The organism is Pseudomonas sp. ICMP22404 (assembly GCF_006227205.1).
Classification (GTDB): Bacteria; Pseudomonadota; Gammaproteobacteria; order Pseudomonadales; family Pseudomonadaceae; genus Aquipseudomonas.
Genome location: NZ_VCNG01000005.1, coordinates 22,684 through 36,293, shown reverse-complemented (window position 1 = coordinate 36,293; position 13,610 = coordinate 22,684). Strand labels below are relative to the sequence as shown.

The 13,610-nt window shown below is 57.2% G+C and carries 15 protein-coding genes; 12 read left to right on the top strand and 3 right to left on the bottom strand.

Going from position 1 to position 13,610, the window contains the following annotated elements:
• The 9 genes from FGE05_RS10860 (at window position 1) to FGE05_RS10820 (ending at window position 5,947) form a co-directional block, all read left to right on the top strand.
• On the top strand, window positions 1-288 hold the full coding sequence (locus FGE05_RS10860) for a hypothetical protein (RefSeq protein ID WP_139644763.1): 288 nt from the start codon (window positions 1-3) through the stop codon (window positions 286-288).
• Window positions 281-505, top strand: coding sequence for a hypothetical protein (locus tag FGE05_RS10855; RefSeq protein ID WP_139644762.1), 225 nt, complete (start codon window positions 281-283; stop codon window positions 503-505). Before FGE05_RS10860 ends, FGE05_RS10855 begins: the two co-directional genes overlap by 8 nt.
• Complete coding sequence (locus tag FGE05_RS10850) at window positions 502-1,383, top strand: toprim domain-containing protein (RefSeq protein ID WP_139644760.1); 882 nt, start codon at window positions 502-504, stop codon at window positions 1,381-1,383. The genes FGE05_RS10855 and FGE05_RS10850 overlap by 4 nt, the downstream gene beginning before the upstream one ends.
• Window positions 1,370-3,172: a DUF927 domain-containing protein gene (locus tag FGE05_RS10845; protein WP_139644758.1), complete on the top strand. Its 1,803-nt coding sequence runs from the start codon at window positions 1,370-1,372 to the stop codon at window positions 3,170-3,172. The genes FGE05_RS10850 and FGE05_RS10845 overlap by 14 nt, the downstream gene beginning before the upstream one ends.
• Before the next feature lie 333 nt (window positions 3,173-3,505).
• On the top strand, window positions 3,506-3,817 hold the full coding sequence (locus tag FGE05_RS10840) for a hypothetical protein (protein ID WP_139644756.1): 312 nt from the start codon (window positions 3,506-3,508) through the stop codon (window positions 3,815-3,817).
• Window positions 3,814-4,419: a hypothetical protein gene (locus FGE05_RS10835; protein WP_139644754.1), complete on the top strand. Its 606-nt coding sequence runs from the start codon at window positions 3,814-3,816 to the stop codon at window positions 4,417-4,419. Before FGE05_RS10840 ends, FGE05_RS10835 begins: the two co-directional genes overlap by 4 nt.
• A 110-nt stretch (window positions 4,420-4,529) precedes the next feature.
• Window positions 4,530-4,880, top strand: coding sequence for a hypothetical protein (locus tag FGE05_RS10830; RefSeq protein WP_139644752.1), 351 nt, complete (start codon window positions 4,530-4,532; stop codon window positions 4,878-4,880).
• A gap of 3 nt (window positions 4,881-4,883) precedes the next feature.
• Window positions 4,884-5,468, top strand: coding sequence for a tail assembly protein (locus tag FGE05_RS10825; RefSeq protein WP_139644750.1), 585 nt, complete (start codon window positions 4,884-4,886; stop codon window positions 5,466-5,468).
• A gap of 44 nt (window positions 5,469-5,512) precedes the next feature.
• Window positions 5,513-5,947 (top strand): hypothetical protein, encoded by a 435-nt coding sequence (locus FGE05_RS10820; protein ID WP_139644748.1) that lies wholly within the window; start codon window positions 5,513-5,515, stop codon window positions 5,945-5,947.
• 238 nt (window positions 5,948-6,185) lie between these two features.
• Here FGE05_RS10820 and FGE05_RS10815 read toward each other — a convergent pair whose 3' ends face one another.
• Complete coding sequence (locus FGE05_RS10815; protein ID WP_139644746.1) at window positions 6,186-6,875, bottom strand: hypothetical protein; 690 nt, start codon at window positions 6,873-6,875, stop codon at window positions 6,186-6,188.
• A 546-nt stretch (window positions 6,876-7,421) separates the two neighbouring features.
• Between FGE05_RS10815 and FGE05_RS10810 the strand changes: the two genes are divergently transcribed.
• Complete coding sequence (locus FGE05_RS10810) at window positions 7,422-8,177, top strand: NYN domain-containing protein (RefSeq protein ID WP_139644744.1); 756 nt, start codon at window positions 7,422-7,424, stop codon at window positions 8,175-8,177.
• 540 nt (window positions 8,178-8,717) lie between these two features.
• Here the strand turns inward: FGE05_RS10810 and FGE05_RS10805 are convergent.
• Window positions 8,718-9,719 carry a hypothetical protein gene (locus FGE05_RS10805; RefSeq protein ID WP_139644743.1) on the bottom strand — a complete coding sequence of 334 codons (1,002 nt, stop codon included), beginning with the start codon at window positions 9,717-9,719 and terminating at the stop codon, window positions 8,718-8,720.
• 922 nt (window positions 9,720-10,641) lie between these two features.
• Between FGE05_RS10805 and FGE05_RS10800 the strand changes: the two genes are divergently transcribed.
• Entirely contained in the window at window positions 10,642-10,866 is a 225-nt protein-coding gene (locus tag FGE05_RS10800; protein WP_139644741.1) for a hypothetical protein, read from the top strand.
• Between the two features lie 755 nt (window positions 10,867-11,621).
• Window positions 11,622-11,822, top strand: a complete 201-nt coding sequence (locus tag FGE05_RS10795) for a hypothetical protein (protein WP_139644739.1) — start codon at window positions 11,622-11,624, stop codon at window positions 11,820-11,822.
• 166 nt (window positions 11,823-11,988) lie between these two features.
• On the opposite strand, the gene FGE05_RS10790 is transcribed toward FGE05_RS10795, so the two are convergent.
• Complete coding sequence (locus FGE05_RS10790; RefSeq protein WP_257225631.1) at window positions 11,989-12,885, bottom strand: S49 family peptidase; 897 nt, start codon at window positions 12,883-12,885, stop codon at window positions 11,989-11,991.
• Between the last annotated feature and the right edge of the window lie 725 nt (window positions 12,886-13,610).

Genomic DNA, 13,610 nt, shown 5'->3' with positions numbered 1-13,610 from the left:
ATGAAATTTCAAAACGACGCATTTGCGTCGACGGGATCGGCTTGCCCGAAGAAAGCCAACGAACTGTTTTATGTGACCCATCCGAAGGCGCCAAAAGCGCTATTGGGCCCGTTCCTGAGCGAAGCCGACGCTGAGTGTGGGCGCGTGGTTATGCGGAGCGCCGACGCCCAGGTCACGGCCTGTCTGGTCGATTCCATCGACGACATCACGCATTGGCACGCCATAAACAACGGCCGCGTCTGCCGGGCCTTCGCTGGCGCTGATTGCCGGGAGGTGAGCCATGGGTGATGTGATCCCGTTCGACCCCCTCACCAGCATCGTGCGTGACGATGAGACACCTCATATCGACTCGTACAGCTTTGCCTTGCTGGTCGGCGTCTTCAACGACCTGACGGCATTCCGTGACAGCGAGCCAAACCGTGAGCGCGCCGTACTGATGCGCAAGACGACCACCAAGCTCAACGCAGTATTGGCGCGATTTGAGCCGCCACAGGGGGCCGCATGACTGACGCTACGGCCCTTTTCCGTGACGCGCTCCAGGCCGTCTATGGCCCGCTCGACTGGATGCCAGAGCCTGATGGCCTGATCCATCGGTTCCGGGTACCGGAGGATAAACCAGGCTCCCTCAACGGTTGGTATGTGCTGTATCTGGATGGCATCGCGTCCGGCGCGTTCGGCAGTTGGAAGGCCGGCGGCGCCAGCACCTGGTGTAGCCGCGAACCAGTGGACGTCCGCGAAGCGGCCCAGATCAGGGAGCGAGTTGACCAGGCCCGGCGCCAGCGCGAAGCCGAGCAACACCGGCGCCAGCAGCAGGCCGCCGAGAAGGCTAACCACTGGTGGCGCAATGCGCGCCGCGCCTCACCCGACCATCCGTATTTGGTTGCCAAGGCGGTTCGCTCCTACGGTCTGCGCCAGCGTGGCACCGACCTGCTGATCCCGCTGTACCTGGATGGGCGCTTGGTCAACCTGCAACGAATTGCCCCGGACGGCGACAAGCGCTTCCTGTTTGGCGGACGGATCAAGGGCACCTATTCGCCGCTGGGCATCATCGAGCCCAGCTCCGTGCTGTGCATCTGCGAAGGATGGGCAACGGCCGCCAGCCTCCACCAGCATGGCGGCTATGTCGTTGCGGCAGCCATGAACGCGGGCAACTTGATCCCCGCAGCGATGGCCCTTCGTGCTCGCTACCCGGGCCAGCCAATCGTCATCGCCGGTGACGACGATCGGCTCACCGATGGCAACCCGGGGCGCGCAGCGGCAAACGCAGCCGCGGCGGCAGTGGGTGGACAGGTGGCTTTCCCTGACTGGCCAGAAGGTGCGCCCGACGACCTCACCGACTTCAACGACCTCGCAAACTGGAAGCTCGCCCATGGCCAAGCCTGACACCAACGTGATCAACCTTCGGCCCGAAGCCGCGACCATCGCACCAGTTCGCCCCTGCTGGGCGGTGTACGAGCACTGGGTCACCAATGAGAACGGCCGCAAGCTGCGCCCGGGCGTGTATTGGCATAGCTTCAAGCGCACCGCCGCCGATCAGGACGACGCGGAGAACGACGCCGCCGACAGCCCTATCAGCGATGAATGGATCTCCAGCCCCGTCACAGTCGTGGCGCGCACCACCAACAGCGACGACGGCAGCGAGGGGCGGCTCCTCCACCTGGTCACCGAGGGTGGCATCAAGGAATGGATCATCGCCATGGAGGTGTTCGGCGGCAGCGGTGAGGATGCCCGGCGGGCACTGTTCGGCATGGGCGTCATCATCGCTCTCAAGAAGCGCGGCACGTTCATGGAGTATCTGCTCGACCAGCACCCCGCCGAGGTATTCGCCACCACCAGTCGACCGGGCTGGCACGAATCAGGGGCGTTCGTGCTGCCTGGGCGAACGATAGGCGCCGCCAACGTGCGATATCAGTCCAGCAACAAGGCCCAGGTTCTGTTCAGTCAGCGCGGCGAGCTGGCGCGATGGCAGTCGGAAGTGGCAGCCAAGTGCGCAGGTAATCCAGTTTTGACGCTGGCAATCGGCTGCTCACTGGCCGGGCCGCTGCTGAGTCTGGTCGGCGTGCTGGGTGGCGGCGTTCACCTAGTGGGCGATAGCTCGAGCGGCAAGTCGCTGGCGCAACTGATCGGCTCGTCGGTGTGGGGCGATCCTGGGGTGTTCGCCGCCAGCTGGGACATGACCAAGGGCGGCCTTGAGATCGAGGCATCGAGCCGTAACGACACCATCCTGCCGCTGGACGAAATCAAACGCGCCGACCCCAAGCGGGTACAGGAAATGGCCTACTCCCTCGCCAACGGCCAGGGCAAAGGCACCATGACTCGCGAGCGCGAGGCCCGGGGCAAGCTGAGCTGGCGCCTTCTCACGCTCTCCAGCGGCGAGCGCTCCCTCTCCGAGCACGCCGCCATATCCGGTAACGCCGCCCACGCTGGCGCCGAGCTGCGCATGGTCGACGTGAACGCTGGCACCCGCACCCATCGGGCCTTTGACGAATTGCACGGCCTGGAAGGTGCGGACTTTCACCGGCAGCTTACCGTCGCGGTAGGCGCCCACCATGGCCACCTGGGACCGGCCTTTGTGGAACGCCTGGTCGCGGCCGACGACAAGCCCGGCTTGCTCAGTGACTTCGACGGCATCCGCGCTCAGTTCGTCGAGGACAACGCCCAGGCCGGCCGTGTGGCTGACCGGTTCGCCGTGATTGCGCTGGCGGGCGAGATGGCCATCGCCTACGGACTGCTCCCGTGGGAACCCGGTACCGCCCTCGCCGACTGCCGCCTGCTCTACGGCGAATGGCTCTCCCGCGTCGGTGGAGGGAATGCCGAAGACCGCCAGATCCTGGCCGGCATCATCGACTTTATCGACAGGCACGGCAGCAGCCGTTTCTCGGACGTGGACGCACCCGAGGCGGACGCCAAAGTGTTCAACCGCGCCGGGTACTGGGAGGTGGTCGCCAACAAGCGACTGTTCCTGTTCAACAAGTCCGCCCTCATCGAAGCCGCCCATGGGTTCGGTCTCACCCGCGTCATCAAGGCGCTGGAGGTTGGCGGAGCCCTGGCCAAGCGCGACACCGACCGAGAAAGCCGCAAAACCAAAAAGTACCGCATCCCCGCCGGCGGATCGGCGCGGCTGTACGTCATCGACCCTGAAGCCCTGGACAGCGAAGGCGGTGCCGCATGACCTCCACCACCAGAAACGAATGCCCGAGTTCACAGGAACCTACAAACGTGGGGAACAGGGGGAACGGGGGAACAGCCAGTAAACACGCGGCCTGTAGCCGTTCCCCCTTATTGAGTGGTTGGGGAACAGGGGGAACACAAACATGTTTTTGAATATAAGCGAATACCGCCTTCCTGAAGTTTGGTTATCACTGTTCCCCACAAAAAAACGTGGGGTACAGAATCCCCCTCTGAAAGCCCCGGAATCATTGGGTGTTCCCACTGTTCCCCCGTTCCCCCGTTTTTTTTTCACAGACACATTTGGGCAGTGGAGCAATTCGGGCGAGGTGATGCGATGAGCCTCCTTTCCGGTCTGCTCGATCACATGCCGCCGATCATCGCTGACATCACCGCGGAGAAATCCCGCCGACCTGCGCCTCGTCCATCGCTGGCGCTGGTCGCCCAAGCAGAACGCCACCCCCAGTTTGTGACTGCGCCTCACTCAAGCGCCGCCACGGCAACGCCCGAGTGGCGACTGGCCCGCGACGCATACCTCAACCACATCATGGCCTGCCGGTCCTGCTACGCGCCCACCGCCCGCTATTGCAGCGCTGGCGCCGGCCTGCTTGCCAGCTATGACCGCACGCCCATGGAGATACAGCCATGAAGACCAATATCGTTATCGCCCTGCTGGATATTGCACAGAAGCCAGACGCCAGCATGAGTACGAGTCTGATCACCACTCGCCGGATCTGCCGCATCTTCGGACAGAGGGCGGACGCCATCCGAAGCGAGCGCCGGGCTATACGGCGGGAGGCCGGGAAGCTTCGCGCCTTCCTCCCCTTCACCACCAGCAGGATCGACGAACTCCAGCAGCAGGCCACGGAGCATCGACGGGCCGAGCGGGACGACTTACGCAAGGTGCTCGGCGCCTTTGGCCGCTCGCTGATGCTGGATACCGAAGGCCTGATGGATGGCCTGGGATTCGACCGGGTGTGCGATCTGCTGGGGGTGAACACCGTGGAGCGTGAGGCGGCGAGGAAGGACGGCGTGAACGGTTTGGCGGAGCTGGTGTTCGCCCATTCCCTGGAGGACAGCGCCGCCCGCCGCGGGCAGGAGTGGAATGACGCGCCATTGTTCAACGCCTGTCAGGTCGCATTCAACAATTTCATCAGGGAGTGCCCCGAGCACCTGCTCCCCGACCCGTTCGCGCCTGGCGCACCGTTCGGACCGAAGCTCCCGCCCACCCTGAGCATCGTTGGCAAGTAGAAACCCATTCCGCGACACGATTTGCGAATCAATAAATCGTGTCGCGACACAGAGCAATACCACCGGGCATCAGCCCATCAATGGCGCCCAGGCGCCGCAGGAGGAAACACATGTCACATCACATACGCTTCGCCGAAGCGTGCAAGGCCACAGACTTCACAACTGACCCCGGCACCATTGGCGGATACATCGTCTGGACCGTACAGCATGTGCGCGACGGCCAGCGAGTTGAAATCGAGGGGCCTTTCTTCACCGAGGAAGAGGCCAGGATCTCCGCCGAGCTGATGCGCATCGAGTACCGCGGAGCCCGGGCTTATCAGTCCACTCACTGTTCCGCCTGGAATCCCGACGTGAGACGGGAGATAGCGATTCGAAACGACGCTATGGCTGCTCGCATGATCCTTGCCGGCCAGCTCGGCATGGAAATCCCCAGACACAGCGCCCAGGGCGCCCAGGAGTAAGAAATGGCAATGGCAACCGACTATGGCAACAAAACCTTGATCCTACTCGGCGGCAGCGCTGGCAAGCTCTTCGGCCGCAAACACCTCTACGAACTCTCAACGGGGGATGTCCGCGAGGCGGTGAAGGCGGTAGACGTGAATCACCCGGGATTTGCCAGATACCTTGCCGACGCAAAGGCCCGCGGCTTGGAGTTCGCCATTTTTCGAAACCGGCGCAATATCGGCGAGAAGGAGCTCGGGATGGGGCGAGCAAACGAGATCCGCATCGTCCCAGTCATCCATGGGAGTAAGCGGGCGGGACTATTGCAGACAGTGTTGGGGGCGGTGCTGATTGTGCTCAGTCCGTTCACGAACGGCGCCACGCTCGCGCCGGGCATAGCCCTCGCCGCCGGCGGCGTCATCCAAATGCTCAGCCCCCAGGCCTCTGGCCTGAAGCAGAGCGCTGGACCGGAGAACGCGCCGTCCTACGCCTTCGGCAGCGCCAAGAACACCACAGCCAGCGGTAACCCCGTCCCGATCTGCATTGGTGACCGCCGGTGGGGCGGGATGATCATTTCCGCATCGATCTACGCCGAAGACAAAATGTAGACGTGGTGTTGTAAAGTCACAATTCACTTTTGAGGACGAACCAAATGCACAGGATTTTTCTCGCGTTCATCGCCGCCGGCGTGCTGGCCGGCTGCTCCAGTACACCGGTCGACCAAGCGTCGGCGAAGAAAGTGCCAGCAGCCAGAACGTTTGCGTTTCAGTCAGACGTTCCGGGCGGCGCCAAGCTGGTGGTGAGTCGAGATAGTGGTTTTTGGGCGTCCGGTGGATGCTATGCAACGGTGTTGGTCGATGGCAGGAAAGCCGCGCGGATTGGCACAGGCGAGATTGTGGCGTTCCAGGTCAAGCCTGGCCGTCACATTGTCGGGATAGCTGGTGATGACGACGGTAACGGCGTATGCGCGCTACAGATCGGCCAGCCGGTCAAGGAGACAGCTACGCAGGTTAGCGCCGGAGATGTTCAGAAGTTCAGAGTGTCCGGTACCCAAAATGGTACCGACATTCGCCCCAGCTCCTTCTGACCCAATTGGAAACATCGGGCGGCCCCAAGAACCGAGCCGCCCCTCCTCTCTTCGATCTATTTGGTAACCAAGCGTGGTAACCACCTTTGGTAACCATCCCCGGTAGCCCCCTCAGGCCTGGCCCCGTTGACAATTGTTAACCGAATGGCTGGCTTGAGCTGGCGACGATGTCAACAATTGTCAACGTCAGTACCCGTGACGCAAACCGCAAGATGTCAGGTTCTAGTGCTCTCTAGCATTAGGGAACGATGCTATGAGCCAAATCCTCGAACATGGTAGCGAAAGCCTCAAAATGACTGGTATTTTTCTGAATGGCCGGCCCCGTAAAAATCCTTTGCGCGGGCGCTAGAAGAAAAGTGCCAGGCGAATAACCACTGCTAAGTGAGGCTTTTGCAGGTCCAAGAAAATCCAATGCGGTCTTCTTGAAGTCCGAACGGCACTTATCAGAACTATGGGCCACCCTATTGCGGATGGCAGATGCGTGCCTTATTAGGTCAGTTTTTGGGTTTAAAACCCCGTACGGATGTGATCTAAAGAAAAAATCGGCGGTACGGTAGACCCATCTAGGATCACTCACTTTCAGATAATTCTTCAGCGTATCGTACTTGGAGTCTTGAGAAAGCAGTTCGTATGCATGAGATATTGAGTCTGCCGAGCCGTACTTAGGCGCAGGAGAGTAGTTTTTATCAGTAACCGCCCCGGCCAGATATCGAACAAGCGAACGTTCGAGAAACTCCTCCCAAGAAGCCACAAGCCCCATGAAAGCGAGCTCCACTACCTGATTTACATGCTTGGTATGTATCGCAGCCCCAGTAGATTTCGGTGACCATCGTGGTAACCCCCTTATCGCCACCACTAAATTCCTAGCAGTGTTGATCTCGGCAATGAAGTCATCGCGTACGTGGTTAACCTTTGGCTTAGCGCCCATTGCTCAACTCCCTGTCAAAAGAAAAACCATGTACTTACACAACCCATTTACTAGCCTAGTATCGGCCATTCCACAGGAGCTCAATATGTCAGAAGTTTACAACCAATAGCGAGTTCGCACTTCTGATTCGCAACCAGCAAGGCGCGAATTGCGAACCGCGCCCCAAACCAATGGTTGCCACGATAGACCACCAATGCGAGCGGTCGCCAAGCGTTTGTTTCCACAGAGTTTTCCAGGGTTTGGAGTGGTTTTCATTAGCCGACGTAGGTTCTTCAAACTATCTTGGGTGAGCCTTCACGCACAATCTTCACGCGCTCAGGAGCCCGCGAAATTCCTGTGGGGGCGAGCCGCGCAACGCTGGTACGCACAATCGGTACGCACCGGGCACTGACATCCACCAGCAAGTTCGCAACCATCAACGCGCGTGAACCCATGCCGCCGTGACGCAAGTCCTAGTATGCCGCTAGATTCAACATATGGCAGAGTGCTATGTTGCGTTGGACTGAATCAGGCAGTCGCACACCGATTTCATTCAAGGAGGATTCAATGGCATCTATCCACAACCAAGGGGAATCTCGAGTAGCTGTGCTCGTTGATTGCGACAATGTATCTCCAGACGTCCTGGAGCATGCCTTAACGGTGGCGGCTCAGTTCGGACGCATCGTTTTGAGGCGGGGATATGGAAACCATGGAACTCTCGCGAACAAATGGCAGGAAGCGCTAGTAAGACTTGCATTCACACCCTGCCTTCAGTACCAGTACGCAGCTGGTAAAAACACGTCTGACATAGCGCTGGCATTGGATGCTCAGGAAGCGCTTTTTGACAATCGCGCTGATTTATTCTGCCTAGTCACCAGTGATTCCGACTTCGCATACCTTTGCCGAAAACTCCGAGAGCGAGGTGCCGCTGTCTGTATTGTTGGCGAGAGTAAGACCCCTCCGGCCCTAAGAAACGCAAGCGATCAGTTCTTCGAATGGCGTAAAGATGCCATAGATGAGAGCTACACAGGCCAGGTTGCAGCAGGAGCAACCGCAGCCCAAGCGGACGATCAGCAAATCGAGGAATCGACGGTATTCGTAGTGGATGCTGTTTCGCTCCTTGCCGGAGACGCTCCGGAAGGCAAGATCACTGTTAGTGCTCTAGGTTCTTATCTCAAGCGACGCGATCCCAGCTTCTCCCCTGCAAAATACGGGTTTTCTGGCTTACTAGAATTGATGAAGACGCATGACTCGTTGAATTTGCATAAAGAGCCGGGAGGTCACTGGACCGTTTCTCTTCTCGCAGAGCCAGTGACAGCTTAGTGAGCCTTGGGTAGGAATACGGCGCAAGTACCACAAGCGCTGGTCATCATCGTCTACCGGCGACATGCGACATGCGACAGTCAGAGAATGCACGTTGCGGGCGCAGCCATTTGGGGCGCTTGGAGTGCGTCTCTGGCGCGTCGGAGGAAGCTTAACTTCTCAGGATACGACCCCAGTACAAGCAGCATACCGACGATCGGCCATGCGTGTAGGGCCGGGTCTCAGCCGCCAATGCGCGAACCAAGCTTCCCCTGCTATCAAAAAACCGTAGTTGCGGGACACTAGTTTCCACTATGGTTTCCACGGAATGGTAGGGCTTTTCACTGGCCGAACGCCGTTCTGCGAAAACACCCCATGAATGAGACCAAATGAGGTCGAATGGCCTGTTTGCGGAAACACCCCATGAATGAACCTTCGCGCCTGGCTTCACGCACGATCGGTACGCACTGGTGGTGGGTGTCGATCAGGTTTGCACTCGTGGTTCGCACCCTACAACGCGAACTGGTGCGAACCTGGCCCGTCATTTTGGCTTGCTGTCCATCAGCGTATTCGCATACGGCTTGTAACCTTTTTCAGGTCGAAACTCCGCAATCGACACTCCTCGAGAAACTCCCCGAACCGCGTCATGAATAACATCGCCGTTTCGTCTGAGGGCTTTGGGCCACCTATCAAAACGATTGAGGTCATCTGGCCTGTGACTTTGCAGCCGTACTGTATGAACTCCTCCTCCGTCAGCTCTTGAAGGTACCGGTTCTGGCGGTAGCGGTGCTCAACGTACTCTTGGGTAGTTTGCGGGAGAGGGGGCGTGGGCTGATTAGGCTCGAATTTAAGGCTCTGGACATTGTGCGCGGTGGCGTAGCGGTGCCCCTGAGAATGAGCCCACGATTTAAGAAACGCGTGTACGTCCCTTTCTATCAGGTGGTGGCGATGGGAATTGCACTCATTGTAAATGATGAATGCGGGAACCGTTTGGCCTTGCTGAGCCTTGACGCGATAAGTCGTCTGAATAAGCACTACGAAATCAATTTGCGAGAAACGGTCTGATCGTTTCTCGATGCCGCCTTCGAGCCAAAAGCTAAAACGATCCACCAGTTGAGCGACCGGGATGCTTTCAATGGCTTCATTCAGCACGAGTAAGATGCCTGGTGTTTCTGGGTCGAGGCCAAGGTGCTTCTTGCTCGATGCAATCTGATCTCGTGCCTGCCGACAAATACCTTCAACCACAGTTGTGGCCTTTGCGAAAATCCTATTCATGGTCGCCTGGCCGTCGGGCATCGCCTTGATCGCGGCTTCCAGGTCATAGTCCCCAAAGATAAGTGGGAAATCACCCGAATCCATCGCCGGTTTTGCTTGGCTGAGGATCTTTTCTTTCGGATCAATCTTGAGTGTCTTCAGCTCAGTCACAGCTCGACCGTGAAAGAACAGGTAATCAGCCATTTTCACATTTATCGGCTGGTCGACGTGCCCATCCAATGGACGTACATGATCCTGAGTCTCTAGGAAACTGATCATGCGAGCCTCAATGTCTATCGTCTGATCCATGCTTCGTCCTCGCTCAATGTGCTAAGACTCTAGTTCATGCGAGATACGTTGGCGCGCATCCAGATCATGCCCAGAGCGCACTGCCGGCTCGTAATGTTGCTTTCTGTAGCCATCTGACAGTAATTACATTTTTAGGGTTGTTAAGTTGCCAGGCGCTGGTTTCCACTGTGGTTTCCGGGGGTTTTGCAGTGGTTTTCACTGGAAACCTGACCAGATGCGAAAAAACTCATAAAGGCGCGGCGTTGTAAGCCAAGCGGTCCCCCTTGAGAACGCCGCTCCTAACCATTACAGCTTGAAGTTCTTCAGCGATTTCCTTATCACTGCCTCCGCTAAGGATCTGGCTTGATCATCGATCTCCTTGCGAGAGATAGCCTTTCCACACTTTTCGCATTTAGCTCCGACGAAATCGTCTAGAGAGCGAATAGGTTTCGAGCTTTCAAAATTTGTCGAACCACATCTGCATTTCACCTGAGGGGCTGAGCTCATACCGCATCCTTCCGCTTGAAAGTGATTGTCCACGCGGCAACTGTAGTTCGGGTTCTGAGTTTGCGCGTTGGCGCCCCAATACAAATTGAGTGCGCTTGCTGAGAAGGCGCTACATGAATAGCAGGCGCTAGAAATTTAGTGTCTAAAACAGACAGGTTCCAGCGTGTAGAAAACGACACTCTGTGTAGGAATCAACAAGGCTGCGAGCGCGCAAAGGTGATGGTTATGCCTACATCCTGGGCCGGCTTTAACTTTGACCACACTTTGACGGAATGTGAGACAGGCATGAGACGGAATCCAAGCTGGATGGTCGTCTGAGGCTTATTCCTTGGGGGCTGCGTCAAAGTAGGCTGTCTGGCCGTCTCATACCCCTGACAGACCCCAGACTGTTATCCAGCCGCCGGTGCTACGCTTCCCCGAAACACGGAGAGCCACCATGACGGACACCAACTTGATCGCCAGCCTGTTTGATCGTCTGAACCAGAACCAGCTCGCCCTGGGCGCCGCGGTTGAGGAGATTTCTAACTGGGTGGAGCAGCGCGGATCGGCGGATGTCGCTACCAATGTGCGAGCCGCACTCGAAACGCTCGACGACAACCTGGTATTCATCCGCGAGGGGATCGCCGAGCTGACTGTCGCCGGCAGCCTGGGGCAGTCGTGACGCAGGATCGGATTCTGGACAGGCTCTGGACGGATACAGAGGTCGCAGTTCATCCGCTGCGGCCCCGCAGTCGAATCCCCGCACGGCCCGGTGGCAGATCGGCCATGGGGCCGGGTAGCTACCTCGTCCAGAAACAGGGGCAAACCGCGGCAGTCACCTGCTGGATAAGTGGCCCACGGTCGAACCAGGCAAGCGCTCCATAATCCTTGACCATCCTTGACGGGGCCTTGACGGATTTATCTGGGCCACCAAACAGTTGGAACGCTGAAAGCCAGGCTGGGCAACGCTTTGCGCAGCTTGACCAGCACTAGCTTCGTCAAAATTCAGGAGATGGCCGTCAAGGTAATTACTCGATCATATCCAGGCCTTGCTGGCCGAATGGGATGGTGAAATACCGGGCCATACAAATGCTTAGCGCGCCAGGCAATACTAGACAGGCCTTAGACGGATTTCCGCCGAGAGACCACGGCCAAGTTGCCCGCAGCCCAAGCCATACGACGCTGACAGCCTGATAGGTGGTGCTCTGGCGCTTGATGCTCGTCAAGTATTAGCCGGGGCTTCCAGCGACCTGACAGCAGGTCGGAGCAGGTGGTGAACGAGTTATTCACCCTGGAGCGGAAATCAGTCGACTTGCCAGTTTGGCCAACCGCCGGGTTCTAGGTGGTAGCTCACGTTCTGCTGGTAACATCCGCAGGTCATCTGCTGGCCCCGCCTCATTCCGGCGCCAGCATCAACCGCGCACCGAGGATGGAGCCGTGTCCGTTATTGACTGTGATTATCTACCCGCCGACAAAGTAGTGTTTCCACCGGAGCTGGCGCTGCTGATTATCAGGAAGGCCAGCGCAATGGCTGCGGCATTCGAGGAGCAAGCGTTCGACCAGCTCACCAAGGACGCCCGGCGCGCCCTTTCGCGGGGAGCTGAGCCGAGGCGCGTAATAAGGGAAATGCGCTTGTAGAAGCCTTCGAGATCCAGATGGTTGTCGATATCCGACCTCCCGGGATGGGAGGTCAGGCGGATCGGCCGCTATCCAATTGGCCGAGTATTTTCGATATTCGAAACTTTTTAGGTGAAAAAAAAGCCTGCATAACTGCAAGCTCTAATTCACAAATTTCGATGAAAATTCAGGCGGTAATGATTCTGATCTGCCCCATACCAAGGTGATTTTCAACGATTTTTGCGATCCGCCCCCCATCCATTACATGCATGTAGCAGTGGTGAACAGACAACAGTAAATCTTGAAGATCATCGTCGTCTTCCATGGCCGTGACGTTTAAACCAATGTCCCGACATTTGTTCATATTGAAGTGACGGCTGTGATTTCGTGTGTGATCAAACTCACTGAGCAGTGAGATTACCCGGCCAGCCTTTTCAGGCCCCTGAGCGTCACCTTCAAACATTGTGCTTGTGAGCCAAGACTCAACAAATTCTTTCGCCCATTCGATCGCTTGTTCACAGCTAACGATGAGAGTCGGATTGTATTTATTCAAAATAACCCGCCATATCTCGATCTTATGGGGGTTTTCTTCGATGTCTTTCGCAGCCTTATCCAGCTCGGCTAGGACGCCAATAGCAGGGATACCTCTGATTTGAGGATCGATGGGGCCAAGGCTCGATTGCTTACCCATGATGATCTCTTTGGCGGAGCACGCGATCATTGTTCCGGCAGACATCGCTATTTGCGGCACAAGTACCCGAATATTTTTATCGAATAGCTGGTGGAGATAATCGACCAGTGATTCAGTTGCACCAATGTCGCCACCAGGGGTGTGCAGAATCAGATCAAGCCCTTTCTCGAAATCAAAACCATGCACGGCCGCCATGAACGCGTTCTTGTCGACATCATTCACAGAGAGGTGAGGATTGTTGGGATTCGAGGTCAAGAAGCCGGAGTAATAAGCAATGGTGTTGCGTCCGGTATGCTTGGTCAGCGCTGCGAGATATTTACGCCTGACGATATCGGCAGCCGCATCTCCGTGAGCTCCAGCTTCTTGCTGAATCTCACGGAGTACATCGTTCATGTTGGGCATACGGGTTATGCAGTCCGTGCAATCGCTCTGGTATCAGTAGCTACTGTGGTTTGGATCGAGTAATCGAGTGCGCTGTAAAGCTCGAAATCTCGATTGGAGCCTTGAAGGCTGTGAGGCTGAGGCTCCCGCTGGGTGTCAGCGGTACCTACAAGCGACTCATACAAAGCTTTGCGTTTCTGTACTGAGGATTTAGTAGTGTGCATTTCCCCTCCTGGTCCACCCTGGTGTGCTTGGTCTGTTTACATCATCGGCAAAAAACGGCCGTTCTTTAAAAGAGCGACCGTCCTGCGTTTTCTGGCGTAAGGCCAGCGTAGTCTATTTGGAGACTGGGGGCGGTAAGCAATCGGCTCAATGAGACGTAAGAGAATGCTTACAAACCTCAACGATGCAAATCAAAGCGCCATCATACTGCCACCAAAAAACGTAGCGCAGAATACATCCAGATACAGCGGGAGACTACTACCGCTCAGCATCTCCTATCATGAAATTTGAGCATTCGGGAAATTTTTCGTTCATTTAATCATCCACTACCCTGATCCGGGGTGGTGCTGGCGCGGAGGATTGGCAGAACGCCTCTGTGGGGTGGACTGCTATACGGCGCCAGCACCAACGCCGCAAAAGTGTGGCTATGGCTCCTCAAAAGTGAGGAGCGAGATAATCGGGTCACTTCTGGACTGGGCCATAAAGGAGTGGTGGTGATGACCACAACTTTATAT

What these genes read in the sequence shown, in the direction of transcription:
- FGE05_RS10850 (WP_139644760.1), top strand. Translation starts at nt 502, where the DNA reads ATGACTGACGCTACGGCCCTTTTCCGTGACGCGCTCCAGGCCGTCTAT.
- FGE05_RS10840 (WP_139644756.1), top strand. Translation starts at nt 3,506, where the DNA reads ATGAGCCTCCTTTCCGGTCTGCTCGATCACATGCCGCCGATCATCGCT.
- FGE05_RS10805 (WP_139644743.1), bottom strand. Translation starts at nt 9,719, where the DNA reads ATGGATCAGACGATAGACATTGAGGCTCGCATGATCAGTTTCCTAGAG.
- FGE05_RS10860 (WP_139644763.1), top strand. Translation starts at nt 1, where the DNA reads ATGAAATTTCAAAACGACGCATTTGCGTCGACGGGATCGGCTTGCCCG.
- FGE05_RS10835 (WP_139644754.1), top strand. Translation starts at nt 3,814, where the DNA reads ATGAAGACCAATATCGTTATCGCCCTGCTGGATATTGCACAGAAGCCA.
- FGE05_RS10800 (WP_139644741.1), top strand. Translation starts at nt 10,642, where the DNA reads ATGACGGACACCAACTTGATCGCCAGCCTGTTTGATCGTCTGAACCAG.
- FGE05_RS10830 (WP_139644752.1), top strand. Translation starts at nt 4,530, where the DNA reads ATGTCACATCACATACGCTTCGCCGAAGCGTGCAAGGCCACAGACTTC.
- FGE05_RS10845 (WP_139644758.1), top strand. Translation starts at nt 1,370, where the DNA reads ATGGCCAAGCCTGACACCAACGTGATCAACCTTCGGCCCGAAGCCGCG.
- FGE05_RS10855 (WP_139644762.1), top strand. Translation starts at nt 281, where the DNA reads ATGGGTGATGTGATCCCGTTCGACCCCCTCACCAGCATCGTGCGTGAC.
- FGE05_RS10810 (WP_139644744.1), top strand. Translation starts at nt 7,422, where the DNA reads ATGGCATCTATCCACAACCAAGGGGAATCTCGAGTAGCTGTGCTCGTT.
- FGE05_RS10790 (WP_257225631.1), bottom strand. Translation starts at nt 12,885, where the DNA reads ATGAACGATGTACTCCGTGAGATTCAGCAAGAAGCTGGAGCTCACGGA.
- FGE05_RS10825 (WP_139644750.1), top strand. Translation starts at nt 4,884, where the DNA reads ATGGCAATGGCAACCGACTATGGCAACAAAACCTTGATCCTACTCGGC.
- FGE05_RS10820 (WP_139644748.1), top strand. Translation starts at nt 5,513, where the DNA reads ATGCACAGGATTTTTCTCGCGTTCATCGCCGCCGGCGTGCTGGCCGGC.
- FGE05_RS10815 (WP_139644746.1), bottom strand. Translation starts at nt 6,875, where the DNA reads ATGGGCGCTAAGCCAAAGGTTAACCACGTACGCGATGACTTCATTGCC.